This is a genomic window from Oscillibacter sp. ER4, from assembly GCF_000765235.1.
Classification (GTDB): Bacteria; Bacillota; Clostridia; order Oscillospirales; family Oscillospiraceae; genus Hominicoprocola; species Hominicoprocola fusiformis.
Genome location: NZ_JPJG01000007.1, coordinates 1 through 17,289, shown reverse-complemented (window position 1 = coordinate 17,289; position 17,289 = coordinate 1). Strand labels below are relative to the sequence as shown.

Here is a 17,289-nt window from a genome sequence, read left to right as displayed (position 1 = left end):
CGACATCAACCTTGTTGCCTTGAAGATCGCGCACCTGAACGAGCTTGGTTATGACCTCAGACCGATTGACCATAGAAGTAATTTCCTGAAATAATGGAGATAAGCTGTATGAAATATATTCTGTACCGCTCCTTCGGGAGCATTGATAAGGATGTCCGCAAGCACGAGCTTGTTGCCGTCGAATACGGTAAGGACATTTATGAAGTGACGGATGCGCTGATTAAGGCCGCAGCCGATGATCTGGCCGGTATGCCGGAATATGAAAACTGCGAGACGGCTGCATTTGCACCGGAACCTGTCAAAGAGTTCCGTCGCGTGAGGAAATATCAGTATGAGATGACCGGCATTGTCTATCCGAAGTACGCTGAGAAGAATGTTCTGATCGAATACGGCATTGTGGAGGAATCCGAATGAACTGCACGGCCTGTCTCAATCGGGCAATGGCTGTTTTCAATGAGCAGATGGGCGCGGACTTTTCATCGGAGAATGTTGTGCTTGCGTGTTTTGAAACCGGCAATCAGGTTGAGGTATTCGAGCAGTTCTGCAAAGCCTGTTTTCCGTACCGGCTGGCAGACCGCTACAAGGAAGAAGGCTATTTTGATTTCCGGGCGTCTGCATTCATCGGAAAGAATGCCGGTGACAGGGACGGAATCCTTCTGCGTACCGACATTGACTATGCTCCGGGCGAGCTGAACCATGTTCTGCTTCATGAGCTTGCACATATATTCTGCGCTCATAATGAGCTGGACGGCAGAAGTTTCTACGACGAGTATTGCGAGGACTATGCCCCGAACGCTGAGGAAGACGGTTTCATCAACGCTGGATATGCTGTTTGGCGGGAGTGCATTGCCGAGATCATTGCCTTCGAGTGCGATGACAACCTTGTCAACAATACACTCAGAGGCATCAAACCCATGCTCCGGCAGCTCAGAGACGAGCTTACTGACCCGAGTACCGGCAAGCTGATCATGAGTGAGATTCTGACAGCCATCATGACCAGCCGGGAAATTGAAAGCTCCCCGACATGGGAAGATGCAGAAAAGCAGATCCGCAAACTGGGGCTGTTTAACGACACACTTTACATGGAAATGCTGAAAGCTGTGTTCACCCAGCTCCGAACCCGGCTGATCGAGATTGACATTGATTATATTTACCACATCGGGTATCTGTACCTGAACATTCTGTCTCAGGCGATTCTTCATCGCTTCCAGCGGGACATCACTGCAAGGAGTGAGTGATACGCCGACCGGGAGACAGACAAAACGCAGCGTGATCGGAGGGATAATACAGAATGGAGAATATCGTTTTTGACCGGAACTACGAGCTTGTATCAGAGAATAACAGCTTCGCGGATGTAGTCTTTAAGCAGGTCACGGCACCGGATGGATTCTTTGCCTCCTTTACAAAAAAGATGGACGCAATCCCCAAGGTCATTGTGCCGGAGGATCAGGCGAACTATGAGTATCTGCTGGAACGCTGTGATCGGTTCGCGCAGGATCATCACGGACGGATTCACGCTGTTGTGGACTATCAGCGCTTTCACTCCGAGATCAACCTGTATCTCAGAATGATTGAGTTTGACTGCGAGGAAGATATGTCCCTGCTGAAGGACATTGGTGAAAGGGCGCATTATGTCTGCATCACACCCGAAGAAGACGGAGGTTTTCGCATTCACATCATGATCAACTACTTTCAGGAGTTGATGACAGACGAGCAGTGTGACTATCTTAAATACGAAACCATCATGGAAGATGCGGAGCTGGCCGACTTGCTGCAAATACCCGGACTGACACAGGAGCAGATAGAAGCCTCGCTAATTATGAAAGATATTCTTGACCGTTTTGATGCAGAAACGAAAGTAGACAGAACTACGGCATTCAAGGCCGTGCTTGATCATATGGGGCAGACCAAAGATGAAGGCATGGATTTGAACCGTATGATTACCCTTCTTCAAAAGCTGCTGGATGCAGTGCTGAACGAGGAAGACGAATAAATTTGGAGGAACAGACAATGAGCAGAAAACTTGTGGCATACTTCTCCGCAACCGGAGTGACCGCAAAGGTCGCCGAAAAACTGGCTGAGGCCATCGGTGCGGACATATACGAAATTGAACCGGCAGTGCCTTACAGCAGGGCTGACCTTGACTGGCAGAACGCAAAATCCCGCAGCAGTGTTGAGATGAGCGATCCTGCCTCCCGTCCTGCCATCGCCGGTAAGCGGGACAACATGGCTGACTACGACACAATCTTTATCGGCTTCCCGATCTGGTGGTATGTGGCTCCCCATATCATCAACACCTTCCTTGAAGGCTATGACCTGACCGGAAAGACAATCATTCCCTTTGCAACCTCCGGCGGAAGCGGCATGGGACAGACCAACAAAAACCTTGCTCCGAGCTGCAAGGGTGCAAAACTGGTCGAGGGCAAGGTTTTCAAACAGAGCGTCAGTCATCAGGAGCTTGCAGCCTGGGTTGACGAGCTGAATACATAAGATATAGATAAATCGGCATTTTGTGAGGAAGAAAATGCAGCTTCGAGAATATGAACCTGCTGACTGTGAGCAGATGGCAGAATTGTTTTACCAAACCGTTCACAGTGTTAATGCAAAGGATTATACAGAAGAACAGTTAAATGTCTGGGCAACAGGAAAAGTAGATTTGCATGAATGGGATAAGTCTTTTCAAGAGCATAGAACTATTGTCGCAGTAGAAGGTGATGAAATCGTCGGTTTCGGAGATATTGACAGAACTGGTTATTTGGATAGGTTGTTTGTTCATAAAGACCATCAGCGTGAAGGAATTGCATCTGCGATTTGCGATGAGTTGGAACGGCTCGCAAACGGAAAACTCATCACAACGCACGCATCCATTACAGCAAAACCATTTTTTCAGCATCGAGGATACCGAGTGGTGAAGAAACAAACAGTTATCCGATATGGAATCGACCTGACAAATTATGTGATGGAGAAGTAGATAACTTCCAATTTGTAGCTAAGAAAGGCGGGTGGTTTTATGCCCCTTCAAATCGTCAGAAATGACATCACGAAAATGAAAGTGGACGCAATCGTCAATGCAGCAAACTCGTCGCTTCTCGGTGGCGGGGGTGTTGACGGCTGCATTCATCGTGCTGCAGGACCGGAACTTCTGGCCGAATGCAAGACGCTGGGCGGCTGCGAAACCGGCAGTGCCAAGATCACAAAGGGCTACAAGCTGCCCTGCAAGTATGTGATCCATGCCGTAGGCCCCCGTTGGCGGGACGGCAAGCACGGGGAGCGTGAAAAGCTCATCTCCTGCTACCGTACATCTCTTGCTCTGGCAAAGGAGAACGGATGCGAGACGGTTGCTTTACCCCTCATTTCTTCCGGCATCTACGGTTATCCGAAGGATCAGGCGTTGAGGATCGCCATTGATACAATCAGTGAGTTTCTTCTGGAAAACGATATGACCGTCTACATCGTCATCTTCGACCGGAAAGCGTATCAGATCAGTGGGAAGCTCTATGCGGACATTGCCGAGTACATAGACGATAACTATGTAGACGAGCATTCCGACAACTACTCGGAGCGTCTGCGTCGGTTGAATGCCCTTCCGGATATGGAGCCGGTCTGCGGAGCGTCGGTCTGTGAAGAGGCCGACGAAATGGCAGAGCCTATCATGGCAATGCCTATGGCAGCTCCCAAGAAGATGAAATCTCTGGATGAAGCGCTGGGTCAGATCGACGAGAGCTTTTCCGAGATGCTACTGCGTAAGATCGATGAAAAAGGCATGACGGACGCTGAGTGTTACAAGAAAGCCAACATTGACCGCAAACTCTTCTCGAAGATCCGCAGCGATAAGCTGTATAAGCCGAGCAAGCCGACAGCTATTGCTTTTGCCATCGCGCTTGAGCTGTCTCTGGAAGAGACGAAGAATATGCTCATGAAAGCCGGTTTCGCGCTGTCTCACTCAAACAAATTCGACATCATCATTGAGTATTTCATCGAAAATGAGAACTACAATGTCTTTGAAATCAACGAGGCTCTGTTCGCCTTTGACCAGAGTTTGCTCGGTGCGTGAGAGAACGACAAATCGAAAGTTGTGGAGGTAAAATATAGATGAATCAAGGTAGAATTATTGTAATCACAGGTGCGCCGGGGACAGGAAAAACTACAACGGCATCTGCTGTTGCAAAAGAATCAGATTTGGAAAAGTCTGTGCATATGCACACAGATGACTTTTATCATTATCATGTAAGAAAGCCAAGCGCAAGGGAGTATGATGATTGCTGCAATGAATTTTGGAATGTAACACCTTATGTTATTAAAGGATTGTGCCGTAAGGAAATTTTATTTGCTATTGATCATTTTAATCAGATTGTTCGCCATGAGCTGCTGAGAATGATATCATGGAAGGTCGGCATCGAAACAGGCTTTAAATTAAGTGTAGGCAAGAACTATAAGTTTATTGAAAGGTATATATCCGAGGATTTGTGGGAGAAACTTTTGTCCACCTACCGGATGGATTCCTATGAAAACATATGGGAAGCATTATTTCTATGCCATCAATTGTTCAGGGCGGTATCCGGTGAGGTGGCGGAAAGGCTTCATTATGCCTATCCGGAGTATGATAGGAATATAACAAAATATACCAGGGACATGTATAAAAAATACACTGGTAAAACCGGCTGCCTGGATAGCACATATGCCGCTGATATAGAAGAGAGGCGGGAACAGTGATTACAGAAATGAAAGCAGGGCACCTGAAAGATATCGATAAACCCAGCGAACCATTTGAGGTGATAGGTAAGATTATACCGAGGTATGAAAACGAGAATTGGACCTTTACAGAATTACTCTATGAAGCGCCATATTTAAAAAGCTACCAAGACGAAGAGGATGAAGAGGATGAGGAGGCAGATTGCCTTGAATATATTGACAATACTGATAAGATAATATATCTTTACTACCAAGACGATAAATGCGTCGGAAAAGTTAAACTGCGAAAAAATTGGAACCGGTACGCTTATATAGAAGATATCGCCGTATGTAAGGATTTCAGGGGGCAAGCCATAGGCAGCGCGCTTATCAATATATCTATAGAATGGGCAAAGCATAAAAACTTGCATGGACTAATGCTTGAAACCCAGGACAATAACCTTATAGCTTGTAAATTCTATCATAATTGTGGTTTCAAAATCGGCTCCGTCGATACTATGTTATACGCCAACTTTGAAAACAACTTTGAAAAAGCTGTTTTCTGGTATTTAAGGTTTTAGAATGCAAGGAACAGTGAATTGGAGTTCGTCTTGTTATAATTAGCTTCTTGGGGTATCTTTAAATACTGTAGAAAAGAGGAAGGAAATAATAAATGGCTAAAATGAGAATATCACCGGAATTGAAAAAACTGATCGAAAAATACCGCTGCGTAAAAGATACGGAAGGAATGTCTCCTGCTAAGGTATATAAGCTGGTGGGAGAAAATGAAAACCTATATTTAAAAATGACGGACAGCCGGTATAAAGGGACCACCTATGATGTGGAACGGGAAAAGGACATGATGCTATGGCTGGAAGGAAAGCTGCCTGTTCCAAAGGTCCTGCACTTTGAACGGCATGATGGCTGGAGCAATCTGCTCATGAGTGAGGCCGATGGCGTCCTTTGCTCGGAAGAGTATGAAGATGAACAAAGCCCTGAAAAGATTATCGAGCTGTATGCGGAGTGCATCAGGCTCTTTCACTCCATCGACATATCGGATTGTCCCTATACGAATAGCTTAGACAGCCGCTTAGCCGAATTGGATTACTTACTGAATAACGATCTGGCCGATGTGGATTGCGAAAACTGGGAAGAAGACACTCCATTTAAAGATCCGCGCGAGCTGTATGATTTTTTAAAGACGGAAAAGCCCGAAGAGGAACTTGTCTTTTCCCACGGCGACCTGGGAGACAGCAACATCTTTGTGAAAGATGGCAAAGTAAGTGGCTTTATTGATCTTGGGAGAAGCGGCAGGGCGGACAAGTGGTATGACATTGCCTTCTGCGTCCGGTCGATCAGGGAGGATATCGGGGAAGAACAGTATGTCGAGCTATTTTTTGACTTACTGGGGATCAAGCCTGATTGGGAGAAAATAAAATATTATATTTTACTGGATGAATTGTTTTAGTACCTAGATTTAGATGTCTAAAAAGCTTTAACTACAAGCTTTTTAGACATCTAATCTTTTCTGAAGTACATCCGCAACTGTCCATACTCTGATGTTTTATATCTTTTCTAAAAGTTCGCTAGATAGAGTTCTATATTAGAGATGTAAAGAGTTTTGGTGAAGAGGTTTGTGAGTATGGCTTTTATAACCAGGGTGCAATGAGAAGCACTAACAGCAGCTAGCTTAAGAACGCATAGGATATACTTTTTATGGAAGTCACAGAGGAGGAATAAAATTTGAACAGGATTAACAGAGTAAAGATGCATAACACCATGAACATTTTCCTCGTTATCAGCTGCGAAAAAGATCAGCAGGTGATTGTCTATTGTTTGCCACGAGACTGCACGAACCGGAGTTCCTGCTTCCACACCGGAAATAGTGTTGCCTTCCGGTGAAGGAATATAGTCACATACCGCTTCCAGCCTACCGGCTTCTGTATTGGCATAATGAAACTCCAAATCATAGAGCCACCCTATACAAAACAGGGCAACAAGTGCGGAAAGAATTGCCGCTATTAAGCGAGTGCGTTTAACACGCTTTAAAAATCTAAGTGCACGCTGTGGCGCTTTTTCAATAGGAACCTGCCTGCGCATATCCTCTTCAAGCTGGCGGCAGGCCGCACAATGCTCAATGTGTTCTCTGACCATAGCAGAGGTCTCTGTCTCGGTCAATTCTTCAAGATAGGATGGGAGTAAATCCCTGACTACGCAGCAGTCAAGATTGGTTTCACGCATTGTTATCACCTCCGATAATCTTTACAAGTTTTTCCTTACCACGATAAAAGCGCACTCGAGCCCATACTTCGCTGTGCCCAAGAATGTCACCGATGTCACGGAAAGAGAAATCACCGGCTAATCGCAGATGGATTACTTCACGAGTTTCGGCATCTAACTGTTGCATTGCTCGATATAGTGCAAAACGCTCTTGCCGGTTCTCAAACTCTTTCGTGGGATTATCAGGAGCCGCAACATGAGTAAGTTCGCTTTCTTCCACAAGAGTGGTGCGCTTACTTGCGATTTTTTCTTGTACTGCGGAAACAGTATCTTTGATTGAATGCGTAGTTATATCTATAACATTTAATTCATAGATTCCCAAATTGGAAAATTGCTTCCACATTGTTTCAACTAATTCAATATTTGTTTCTCTGTCTAACTTTGAGCGTTCGATAGCTCGCTTCATAGTTTCTTCTTTACTTGCCCTTAAAACGATATACAAGGCGCGGAAATTTTAAAGCTCGAAGTGCCGACGGTGTTTGGAAAGGCAGGAGAGGTTCTTAAAAAAGCGGTGGAGCAATACAGACCCGACGCGGTGGTGTGCGTAGGTCAAGCCGGAGGGAGAGCCGCCATTACTCCCGAGATGATAGCCGTGAACATAATGGACGCGCGCATTCCCGACAACGCCGGAAACAAGCCGTGCCACGAGCTTATAATAAAAGAGGGAAGAGAAGCGTATTTTTCCTCACTTCCGGTGAAGGATATCGAGAAAAATCTAAATGATAACGGAATTCCGTCGTCGGTATCGTATGGAGCGGACAACGAGTAAAAGAGTGACCGCCGAGATAACCCATTGCTCGGCGGTGTTCCTTTCCAAGTTAATTGCGTGATATAGATTGAAAAGTGGATAGATTTATGATACAGTGAATAGATTTATGATATAATGAGTTATCAATAAATCGGAATTTTACGGTCAGTAAGGAATGCGTAAAGTTATATGATTGTATTATAAGCGATTTGTTAAATTTTTATAACCACTTGTATTTGCCTGCGATTTATGGTATAATATTTTGAAATTTAGAAAGAGGTGGGAAGATGATTAACTTTTCTTGCAAATAAAATCAAAATATGCGGTAGTGCTATACTTTGGCATTATTGTGTCTATTGCAAGAAAGTTATATGTCTATCTTACTCAATATAGTGCTGTTGCCACTTTTGCTTAGTGGTGTTATTATGCTATGACGAGCTGCAAGGATAAACTTTCTTGCGGCTCTTATTTTGTTTTGGAGGTGCTTTATGAATAGTGCAGATCAGATAGTTACACATGATTCACTCCGTATAGTGTCGGTTCCTTTTGGTGAAATCTATACGTAGTAAACATTCACCGAACCGACTTTATATCGTATGACAGGCAAAGGAGGATAATATTTATGTCAATGATTAAAATTGAAAACCTTACGTTTTCATATCCGACAAGTTATGATAATGTTTTTGAAAATGTCAGTTTCCAGGTTGATACCGATTGGAAGCTTGGTTTTGTGGGCAGAAACGGACGAGGTAAAACAACCTTTCTGAATCTTCTGCTTGGGAAATATGAGTATAGCGGAAAAATCCTATCATCCGTACAGTTTGATTATTTTCCTTATCCCGTTTCAGATAAGAATCGTATTACAGAGGATATATTGCAGGAGGTTTGCCCACTTGCGGAAGAATGGGAACTTATGCGAGAACTTTCTTATCTTGATGTTGATGTCGATGTGCTTTGGCGACCTTTTGAAACACTTTCCAACGGAGAGCAGACAAAGGTTTTGCTTGCCGCTCTTTTTCTTAATGAAGGGCATTTCCTACTGATTGATGAACCTACCAACCATTTGGATGCCAAAGCGAGAAAAAGTGTGGCGGCATATCTGAAAAAGAAAAAGGGATTCATCTTAGTTTCTCACGATCGTCGCTTTCTTGACGATTGTGTTGACCATATTCTATCGATTAACCGAGCGAATATCGAAGTGCAAAGAGGAAACTTTTCATCATGGATGTCAAATTTTGAGCGACAGCAAGAATTTGAACTGGCTCAGAACGAACGTTTGCAAAAGGACATCAGACGATTACAGCAGTCGGCAAAACGCTCTGCAGTATGGTCTGAACGTGTAGAAGCTTCCAAAATTGGGGCAGGAGATAAAGGTTATGTCGGTCATAAAGCCGCCAAAATGATGAAGCGTTCAAAATCTATAGAAGCGAGACAACAACAGACAATCGAACAAAAATCAGCATTGCTGAAAAATGTGGAAACCGCAGAAGCCCTCAAGATACAACCGCTTAATTACCATACAGATTTGCTTGCATCATTATCGAATGTAGTAGTTTATTATGATGGCATTTCAGTTTGTGAACCCGTTTCGTTTGAAATAAGACAGGGAGAACGCATTGTGCTTGATGGAAAGAACGGCAGTGGCAAAAGTAGCCTGTTAAAGTTGGTAGTCGGGCAGTCCATAGATTATACGGGTACAGTAACACTTGGCTCTGGGCTTGTAATTTCTTATGTGCCACAGGATACATCGTATTTATGTGGAACCCTTTCCGAGTTTGCAGAAGAAAACAACCTTGATGAAAGTTTGTTCAAGGCAATTCTTAGGAAAATGGACTTTGAGCGTGTACAGTTTGAAAAGGATATTAAAGACTTTTCTGGCGGGCAAAAGAAGAAAGTCCTAATTGCGAAAAGCCTTTGTGAAAAGGCACACTTGTATGTATGGGATGAACCGCTCAACTTTATTGATGTGTACTCACGTATGCAGATTGAACAACTCATAACGGAGTTTGCCCCGACCATGCTCCTGGTAGAACATGACAGTGTTTTTCGAGATACTGTGGCAAGTAAAATTGTGAATATCTAAATTGGTTCTTCCGCAATTTTACGTTTTTCGCTTTAATAAAAATGGAGAATGCTGATTTACACTGGCATTCCAGTATTGAAAAATTACAAAATACGGATAATTGCGTAAGAACCTCTAAATTAAAATAATTGTATGGGTTAATTCCAGCTTTACAGAGACTCAAATTCCAGTTTGTCAAGCTGATATAGCGATATGAAAGGAGGTCACCGGAGCATGAAAGAACGCACATACATCGCAATCGATCTCAAGAGCTTTTATGCTTCGGTTGAGTGCCGGGAGCGCGGGCTTGATCCGCTGGACACTAACCTCGTCGTTGCGGATGAAAGCCGCACCGATAAAACCATCTGCCTTGCCGTTACTCCTTCTCTAAAGAGCTACGGTATCTCAGGCCGTGGCCGTCTGTTTGAGATCAAGCAGCGAGTAAAGGAAGCAAATGCCGGACGGCAGCATGACGCGCCGGGACATCGGCTGGAAGGGTCTTCCCACTTTCATTCCGAGCTGTTGGATAACCCAAACCTTGCGATTGATTTCATCATCGCTCCGCCGCGCATGGCCTACTACATGGAGTACAGCACCCGGATTTACAATGTCTATCTGAAATATGTCGCACCGGAGGACATTGTGGTTTACTCCATTGATGAAGTATTCATGGATGTCACCGACTACCTGAACACCTACAAGCTCTCTCCCCATGACCTCGCCATGAAGATCATTCTGGATGTCCTTGAAACGACCGGCATCACGGCAACAGCCGGGATTGGGACGAACCTCTTCCTTTGCAAAGTAGCGATGGACATTGTGGCAAAGCACATCCCCGCCGACAAAAACGGAGTCCGTATCGCAGAGTTGGACGAAATGAAGTTCCGGCGTGAGCTTTGGGCGCACCAGCCCCTCACCGACTTCTGGCGTGTGGGTCACGGCTATGCAAAAAAGCTCGAACAGAACGGGATGTTCACGATGGGCGATGTGGCACGATGCTCTGTCCATGACGAGGAAAAGCTATACAAGCTCTTCGGCAAAAATGCGGAGCTGTTGATCGACCATGCGTGGGGCTGGGAGCCTTGCACCATCGAAGCAATCAAGGCATACCGTCCAAGCACAAACAGTCTCGGCTCCGGTCAGGTTTTGCATCAGCCTTACACCGCCGAGAAGGCAAAACTCGTACTCCGGGAAATGGCGGATTCTCTCGTGATGGATTTGGTGGAGAAAGGGCTTGTCACGGATCAGATCGTTGTCACGATTGGCTACGACATTGAGAACCTGACTGATCCTGAGCGTCGGAAAAAGTATCATGGTGACATCGTGAAAGATCACTACGGGCGGCAGATACCGAAGCATTCACACGGCACACAGAACCTCGGGCGTCACACTTCCTCGACCAAACTCATTCTGGATGCAACCTCAGAGCTGTTTGACCGTATCGCTTACAGGGATTTGCTTATACGCAGACTGAACATTACCGCAAACCATGTCATTGACGAAGCCTCAGCTCCAAAGCAGGAATCGCAATTTGAGCAGCTTGATTTTTTCACCGACTACGCTGCCCGTGAAGCGGAGCAGAAAAAGGAAGAAGCCGAGCGTGAACGGGAGCGAAAGATGCAGCGGGCAGTCCTGACCATCCGAAAGAAATACGGAAAGAATGCGATCCTGAAAGGCATGAACCTTGAGGAAGGGGCAACCGCCAAGGACCGGAATGAGCAGATCGGAGGTCACAAGGCATGACGCTGAAAGAACGGGCAAAGAAATTGAAGCGTGATGTTCCGGCTGTATTTCTCGCTTTGAAGGACCGTGAGACACCGCTGCTTGCAAAAATCACGGCGGCTGTTACCGTTGCCTATGCGCTGTCACCCATTGACCTGATACCTGATTTTATTCCGGTACTTGGGTATCTGGATGATGTACTTCTGCTTCCCGCACTGATAGCTCTGACGATCAGGCTGATCCCAAAGGAAGTATGGAAACGCTGTCAGTCTGAGTCTGAGAATATGTGGGTTGATGGAAAGCCGAAGAAATGGTACTTTGCCATTCCCATTATTTTCATCTGGCTGCTGATTCTCTGGCTGATTGTCAAGGCAATCTGGCTGTGAGCCTGAATACGGAGGAATGCCATGGCGGATAACTACAACGATATAATCAATCTGCCGCACCATGTATCTGCCACCCGGCCGCAGATGTCGATGATGGATCGTGCGGCGCAGTTTTCTCCTTTTGCAGCTCTTACCGGATATGACGCGGCCATAAAGGAAACCGGGCGTCTGACCGATGAGAAAATCGAGCTTGGTGAAGAAGAACTGAGCATTCTGAATATGAAGTTTCAGCTTCTTATGGACAGTCTGGACGAAGAACCGGAAGTCCATATAACCTATTTCAAGCCGGATGACAGAAAAGCAGGTGGCGCATATCTTACTGCCTCCGGCACCGTCAAAAAGATAGATGACTTCGAGAGAATCATTTTTATGGAGAACGGAACCAAAATACCGATGGACGATGTTCTGTCCATCGAGCTGCCAACGAAAGGAAGTGTACTGGAATGATCTTGCAACCGAAAGACAACGACAGTTTTGTGATCCCCGAACCGGATAGAAATGTGATCGGATTTTACCATGAGTACGAAGAACACGGCTGCTTTAGCAACTGGTATCACGCAGAGTTTGACTATGCCGGGAAGCACTTCACTTCTGCCGAGCAATTCATGATGTACCACAAGGTCATGATGTTCCGGCAGTACGATCTTGGTGAGAGAATCCTTCAAAGTGACAGCCCTTCCGAAATGAAGAAGCTGGGACGCACATACTTCCCCGAGTTCAATGCTGATGTATGGGATAAGGCTTCCTACACCATCGTTAAACGGGGTGTCCGGGCGAAGTTTGAACAGAACCCGGATATTCTCAAGGAACTGCTTGATACCGGTGAGAACCTGCTTGCAGAGTGTTCTCCAAAGGACACGAAATGGGGCATCGGCATTGCGATTGATGATCCGGACTGCGGCCATCCGAGCCAGTGGAACGGCAAAAATTATCTCGGACGCATTCTGATGGAAGTGCGCGATGAGCTGCGTCGTGCCTCGGAGCTTGGGAGGATCGGATATACGGATGCCCGCGACATGGAGTTTCCTGTATGGAACGGATATGCCGGAACATTCAGGAGACATCCGAAGTTCCACGATACGATTAACGCCTATCTGGAAACACTTCTCGGTATTCCTGATAAGGTCTGTTTCCTGTATGACTACACTTTCAGCGAATGGGAACAGGCAATGAGAGCCAATACAGGCGGCGAACCTCCTGCGATTGGTTTTTGGGAATTAAAGCAGGATATGTATGATATTATCCGGCTTTCCTGAGCCGCAGTAATTGTCGCTTGCCATGCGACCAAACCAACCGAATAAATCCGTATAATATGACTGTAAGGTGAAAACCGAGCAGTCATATTTTCATTTACGGAGGTACTGAACATGAGAAAGAATCTGACCGAGATTGTATTCATTCTGGATCGCAGCGGCTCCATGCGTGGCCTTGAGGCAGACACCATCGGAGGCTTCAATTCCATGATTGAAAAGCAGCAAAAAGCCGAGGGCGATGCTCTCATCTCCACTGTTCTTTTCGACAATACCAGCGAGGTTATTCATGACCGCGTGGATGTCAAATGTATCAAACCGATGACCGATGAGGACTATACGGTGCGCGGATGCACCGCTCTTCTGGACGCTATCGGCGGGGCGATTCATCATGTCGGCAATGTCCATAAATACGCACGGGCTGAGGATGTGCCGGAGCATACCCTGTTTGTGATCACCACAGACGGAATGGAGAACGCCAGCCGTCGCTATGACAGCGATAAGGTCAAAAAGATGATCGAGCGCCAGAAGGAAAAGTACGGCTGGGAGTTCCTGTTCTTGGGTGCCAACATCGACGCGATTGAAACGGCAAGACACTTTGGCATCAGCGAAGACCGCGCCGTGAACTATCACTCCGACGGGAAAGGAACGCAGCTTAACTACGAGGTTTTGAGCGAGGCCATTTGCTCAGTCCGATGCAGCGCACCGCTCGGTGCCGATTGGAAGAAGCGCATCGACGAAGACTATGAAGCGAGAAAGGAAGGCAGAAGAAAATGATGAAAACCATTACGGTAAAAGGCGTTGGCAATGTATCGGCAAGGCCGGATTACATCACGATTTCCATGACCGTTGAGTCTATGGACAGCGACTATGAAAAAGCGATGGACGGTGCTGCCCGCCGCATCGAAAACCTGAAAGCGGCAGCGGTCAGTGTCGGATATGAGAAAGAAGCATTGAAAACAACCAGCTTCAATGTTGAGACGCGGTACGAGAATGTCAAGGATCGCCAGGGCAACTATAAGCGCGAGTTTGCCGGATATGCCTGTGTCTACCGACTCAAACTTGCCTTCGATTTCGACAGCAAGCACCTTGCGACGGTCATATCTGCCATTACCGGCAGCAAAGCCGATCCCGAACTCAGCATTGCATTCACGGTAAAAAATCCGGCTAAGGTCAGCGAGGAACTGCTGATAAGCGCCGCTCAGAATGCGCGGGCTAAGGCAGAGATTCTTTGCAGGGCATCAGGCGTAGAACTGGGGCAACTCATCTCCATCGACTACAACTGGGGTGAACTGAACATCATTTCCCGAACAAGCTACGAGATGGAAGACTGCCTCATGTCGCCCGCAGCAATGGGTAAATGCTGCGCTCCGGAGATAGAGCCGGATGACATAGATGTCTCCGATTCTGCTGCTTTTGTATGGGAGATAGGCTGACAGCCACAGCGTAAACGACAGCTTTTTTGATTATTTTTTCTGCGCATAGCCATCAAACGCCAATTTTTTGTCCGTTGTAAAGTGAAGGGGTATTTTACGGGGACTCCCGACTGGGATTACGATTTTAGAGAATAGCAAGCAAATCCGGTGAGTACCCACCGGAGAAAAATGCGTTAAGGGAACCCTCCCCTTAACCGCCGTTTTCAGCTTGTTGGGATAATCCCAAGCCCTTTAATTCACGAAGAACGGAGACGGAACGATGGCAAACAGAACGCGGAAAGTGCAGCTCAAGTTCTGGGTCACCGAGGAAGAACGGGCGATCATAGAGCGGAAAATGGAGATGCTGAAAACAAAAAACATGGGGGCATATCTTCGCAAGATGGCGATTGACGGTTACATCATACAGGTGGATTACACTGAGCAGAAGAAACTTGCTGCGGCAGTCAATAAGATCGGAGCGAATATCAATAGCATCTGCCGAAGGATGAACTCTACGGGGCGCTTCTATCAGGACGATGTTGCAGAGCTGAAAGGAAAGCTGGATGAAGTATGGCAGTTACTAAGATCAAAGCAATCCGAGGAACTTTGAACAAGGCTCTTGCGTACATCATGAACCCTGAGAAGACCGACGATAAAATGCTTGTCTCTTCCTACGGATGTGCAGCCGAGACAGCGGCTCAGGAATTTGAATGGACGCGAAAAATTGCCGAGCAGCAAGGGATGAATCCCGTCAAAATTATTGCCCGCCATGTCATCCAGTCCTTTGATGTTGGCGAGGTATCGCCAGAGCTTGCGCATGAGATCGGCAAGCAGTTTGCAGATGAGATCCTTGGCGGGAAATATGAGTATGTGCTGACTACCCACATTGACAAAGGCCATGTTCATAATCATCTGATCTTCAATGCCGTGGACTTTGTGGATCATCATGCCTACAAGAGCTACAAGAAAATCTACTATGATATGCGCGAGGCAAGCGACCAGCTCTGCAAGGAAAACGGTCTCTCGGTCATCCCTCCCTCTCAGGGCAAAGGCATGAGCTACAAGGAGTACACCGAAGCCAAGCGAGGCACGAGTTGGAAGCAAAAGCTCAAGCTGACCATTGACCGAAACATCATCGTGGCAAAGGACTTTGATGAGTTCTTGAAGCTGATGCAGGATGCCGGATATGAAATCAAAACCGGTAAATACATCTCCTTCCGTGCCGAAGGTCAAGAGCGTTTCACACGAGCAAAAACCATCGGAGAAAACTACACCGAAGAGCGCATTAAGGAACGCATTCAGGGACGGAATCCCCGCAAGCGTCAGATGCAGACAGGCAGAAAAGGTGTCTCTCTCATCATTGACATCCAGAACAGTATCAAGGCTCAGGAGAGCAAGGGATATGAACACTGGGCTAAGATCAACAACCTCAAGGAAGCGGCGAAGACACTCAACTATCTGACCGAAAACAATCTCCTGCAATATGCCGATCTTGAGAAAAAGGTTGAGGATATTCACAGTTCCTATGCCCGCACCGGCGAGGACCTGAAACGGATTGAAGCTCGCCTCCGGCAGGTGCAGCCTCTCATCAAAAATATCAGCAACTATCAGCGTCTCAAGCCGGTCTACGATGCCTACATGAAGGCCAAAGACAAGCCAGCATTCAGGGCAAAGCACGAAGCAGAACTCGTCATCTTTGAGGCTGCGAAAAGTACGCTTCTTGCCATGCAGGGTGATCAGAAATTACCGAGCCTGAAAGCATTGCAAGCCGAACAGCAGCGTCTTACAGAGGAACAGCAAGGGCTTTACGATGAGCGGGCAAGGCTCAAAAAAGAGATGAAGCAGATAGATACCATTAAGGCGAATGTGGATATGCTGCTCCGAATTGATGAAGATCAGGAGCAAAGACAGGAGCGTTCTTCTCAGCGCGAGTAAACAAAGCGGGTCTGGCTGTTTTGATGTCAGGCCCGCTTTTATATGTCGGGACTATGGATAAACAACACAGTCCAAGAAATTAGAACTTTTCTGTTAATCCTTGTATTGGTAAATTGAAAAGTTCGACTTTTTCTGCTATAATATAAACTGAGTCCTTATATTAGCTCACAGTTGTGAAAGCGAGAGGTGCTTTTATGAAGATCAGTTATAAAAAATTATGGATGCTTCTTATTCAGAAAGACATCACGAAGGTCAGGCTCAAAAGAGATTTGGGGCTTGCTGCCGGTACGATGAGCAAGCTCAACAAAGGTGAAGATGTAGCTCTTTCTGTCCTGCTGCGCATTTGTGATTATCTGGATTGTGACATCGGAGATATTTGCCAAGCTGTTCGTTGTTAAATGAGAACTTGCTTCGCAACAGTGAAAAATGCGTAATGAACTGCGTAAGGAAGAATTAATGGATGCGGTTATAAATAGCAGCAGATCCTATGAAGAGATTCTTGCATTTGTGAAAGGGGAAGGTCTGACAGAATGAAAAAGGAATCAAAGAAACGAATCGACCTATATGATATCGGTGATGGTCTGACGCTTATGAATTTAATTGAAAAAAATGACAGCGGTAAGATGCACCATATAACTACTTACATAGGGATTGAAGGTAACGGTTTTGTATGCGTTGGCAATGCAAATGATTTGGATGCACCAGGTGCAATATTTAGCTATCAATCATATGTTAGGGAACAGGAAGCAATGTTGCCATTTCTTATTGATATCTTTGAAACGAATACTGGCGTAAAATAATGAAGATTGGAGTGCTGCAA

At 46.1% G+C, this 17,289-nt stretch carries 21 protein-coding genes and 4 pseudogenes; 22 read left to right on the top strand and 3 right to left on the bottom strand.

Going from position 1 to position 17,289, the window contains the following annotated elements; translation table 11 throughout:
* Positions 1–108: 108 nt before the first annotated feature.
* The 10 genes and pseudogenes from NI20_RS0101325 (at position 109) to aph(3')-IIIa (ending at position 6,139) form a co-directional block, all read left to right on the top strand.
* The gene (locus tag NI20_RS0101325; RefSeq protein WP_033119663.1) at positions 109–414 is read left to right on the top strand and encodes a hypothetical protein; all 306 of its coding nucleotides are present in this window, start codon (positions 109–111) and stop codon (positions 412–414) included.
* Complete coding sequence (locus NI20_RS0101320; protein ID WP_033119662.1) at positions 411–1,238, top strand: hypothetical protein; 828 nt, start codon at positions 411–413, stop codon at positions 1,236–1,238. Before NI20_RS0101325 ends, NI20_RS0101320 begins: the two co-directional genes overlap by 4 nt.
* 53 nt (positions 1,239–1,291) lie before the next feature.
* On the top strand, positions 1,292–1,993 hold the full coding sequence (locus NI20_RS0101315; protein ID WP_033119661.1) for a hypothetical protein: 702 nt from the start codon (positions 1,292–1,294) through the stop codon (positions 1,991–1,993).
* Positions 1,994–2,010: 17 nt separating this feature from the next.
* A complete protein-coding gene (locus NI20_RS0101310) occupies positions 2,011–2,490 on the top strand; it encodes a flavodoxin (protein ID WP_033119660.1) in 480 nt (159 codons plus the stop codon).
* Between the two features lie 34 nt (positions 2,491–2,524).
* Complete coding sequence (locus tag NI20_RS0101305) at positions 2,525–2,971, top strand: GNAT family N-acetyltransferase (protein WP_033119659.1); 447 nt, start codon at positions 2,525–2,527, stop codon at positions 2,969–2,971.
* A gap of 39 nt (positions 2,972–3,010) precedes the next feature.
* Positions 3,011–4,054: an O-acetyl-ADP-ribose deacetylase gene (locus tag NI20_RS0101300; RefSeq protein WP_033119658.1), complete on the top strand. Its 1,044-nt coding sequence runs from the start codon at positions 3,011–3,013 to the stop codon at positions 4,052–4,054.
* A gap of 38 nt (positions 4,055–4,092) precedes the next feature.
* A pseudogene (locus tag NI20_RS15930) lies at positions 4,093–4,224 on the top strand (zeta toxin family protein); the annotation flags it as partial.
* Positions 4,222–4,713 (top strand): annotated as a pseudogene (locus NI20_RS0101295) (aminoglycoside 6-adenylyltransferase); the annotation flags it as partial. The pseudogenes NI20_RS15930 and NI20_RS0101295, both read left to right, overlap by 3 nt.
* Positions 4,710–5,252, top strand: a complete 543-nt coding sequence (gene sat4 / locus NI20_RS0101290; protein WP_033119657.1) for a streptothricin N-acetyltransferase Sat4 — start codon at positions 4,710–4,712, stop codon at positions 5,250–5,252. The pseudogene NI20_RS0101295 and the gene sat4, both read left to right, overlap by 4 nt.
* Positions 5,253–5,344: 92 nt before the next feature.
* Positions 5,345–6,139 (top strand): aminoglycoside O-phosphotransferase APH(3')-IIIa, encoded by a 795-nt coding sequence (gene aph(3')-IIIa, locus NI20_RS0101285; protein WP_001096887.1) that lies wholly within the window; start codon positions 5,345–5,347, stop codon positions 6,137–6,139.
* Between the two features lie 659 nt (positions 6,140–6,798).
* Here the strand turns inward: aph(3')-IIIa and NI20_RS15555 are convergent.
* The 3 genes and pseudogenes from NI20_RS15555 to NI20_RS0101270 form a co-directional block, all read right to left on the bottom strand.
* Positions 6,799–6,912, bottom strand: a pseudogene (locus NI20_RS15555) (zf-HC2 domain-containing protein); the annotation flags it as partial.
* On the bottom strand, positions 6,905–7,171 hold the full coding sequence (locus NI20_RS14385) for an RNA polymerase sigma factor (protein ID WP_223201969.1): 267 nt from the start codon (positions 7,169–7,171) through the stop codon (positions 6,905–6,907). The gene NI20_RS14385 and the pseudogene NI20_RS15555, both read right to left, overlap by 8 nt.
* Before the next feature lie 15 nt (positions 7,172–7,186).
* A pseudogene (locus NI20_RS0101270) lies at positions 7,187–7,393 on the bottom strand (hypothetical protein); the annotation flags it as partial.
* 24 nt (positions 7,394–7,417) lie between these two features.
* Between NI20_RS0101270 and NI20_RS0101265 the strand changes: the two are divergent.
* The 12 genes from NI20_RS0101265 to NI20_RS0101210 all read left to right on the top strand — a co-directional run bounded on the left by NI20_RS0101265 (position 7,418) and on the right by NI20_RS0101210 (position 17,269).
* Positions 7,418–7,720 carry a peptidase C15 gene (locus NI20_RS0101265; RefSeq protein WP_002816057.1) on the top strand — a complete coding sequence of 101 codons (303 nt, stop codon included), beginning with the start codon at positions 7,418–7,420 and terminating at the stop codon, positions 7,718–7,720.
* 601 nt (positions 7,721–8,321) lie between these two features.
* Positions 8,322–9,782, top strand: a complete 1,461-nt coding sequence (locus NI20_RS0101260; protein WP_033119656.1) for an Lsa family ABC-F type ribosomal protection protein — start codon at positions 8,322–8,324, stop codon at positions 9,780–9,782.
* Positions 9,783–9,995: 213 nt separating this feature from the next.
* Positions 9,996–11,504 (top strand): DNA methylase, encoded by a 1,509-nt coding sequence (locus tag NI20_RS0101255; RefSeq protein ID WP_033119655.1) that lies wholly within the window; start codon positions 9,996–9,998, stop codon positions 11,502–11,504.
* Positions 11,501–11,869 carry a YkvA family protein gene (locus tag NI20_RS0101250; protein WP_033119654.1) on the top strand — a complete coding sequence of 123 codons (369 nt, stop codon included), beginning with the start codon at positions 11,501–11,503 and terminating at the stop codon, positions 11,867–11,869. Before NI20_RS0101255 ends, NI20_RS0101250 begins: the two co-directional genes overlap by 4 nt.
* 21 nt (positions 11,870–11,890) lie before the next feature.
* Positions 11,891–12,316 carry a hypothetical protein gene (locus tag NI20_RS0101245; protein WP_033119653.1) on the top strand — a complete coding sequence of 142 codons (426 nt, stop codon included), beginning with the start codon at positions 11,891–11,893 and terminating at the stop codon, positions 12,314–12,316.
* On the top strand, positions 12,313–13,125 hold the full coding sequence (locus NI20_RS13940; RefSeq protein ID WP_052084341.1) for an NADAR family protein: 813 nt from the start codon (positions 12,313–12,315) through the stop codon (positions 13,123–13,125). Before NI20_RS0101245 ends, NI20_RS13940 begins: the two co-directional genes overlap by 4 nt.
* 111 nt (positions 13,126–13,236) lie before the next feature.
* Positions 13,237–13,896, top strand: a complete 660-nt coding sequence (locus tag NI20_RS0101235; protein WP_033119652.1) for a VWA domain-containing protein — start codon at positions 13,237–13,239, stop codon at positions 13,894–13,896.
* Entirely contained in the window at positions 13,893–14,555 is a 663-nt protein-coding gene (locus NI20_RS0101230; RefSeq protein WP_242842890.1) for an SIMPL domain-containing protein, read from the top strand. Before NI20_RS0101235 ends, NI20_RS0101230 begins: the two co-directional genes overlap by 4 nt.
* 259 nt (positions 14,556–14,814) lie before the next feature.
* A complete protein-coding gene (mobC, locus tag NI20_RS0101225) occupies positions 14,815–15,144 on the top strand; it encodes a plasmid mobilization relaxosome protein MobC (protein ID WP_033119651.1) in 330 nt (109 codons plus the stop codon).
* The gene (locus tag NI20_RS0101220) at positions 15,105–16,469 is read left to right on the top strand and encodes a relaxase/mobilization nuclease domain-containing protein (RefSeq protein ID WP_033119650.1); all 1,365 of its coding nucleotides are present in this window, start codon (positions 15,105–15,107) and stop codon (positions 16,467–16,469) included. The genes mobC and NI20_RS0101220 overlap by 40 nt, the downstream gene beginning before the upstream one ends.
* Positions 16,470–16,663: 194 nt before the next feature.
* Complete coding sequence (locus NI20_RS0101215; RefSeq protein ID WP_033119649.1) at positions 16,664–16,867, top strand: helix-turn-helix transcriptional regulator; 204 nt, start codon at positions 16,664–16,666, stop codon at positions 16,865–16,867.
* A 132-nt stretch (positions 16,868–16,999) separates the two neighbouring features.
* Positions 17,000–17,269, top strand: coding sequence for a hypothetical protein (locus NI20_RS0101210; protein WP_002578778.1), 270 nt, complete (start codon positions 17,000–17,002; stop codon positions 17,267–17,269).
* The last annotated feature ends 20 nt before the right edge of the window (positions 17,270–17,289 follow it).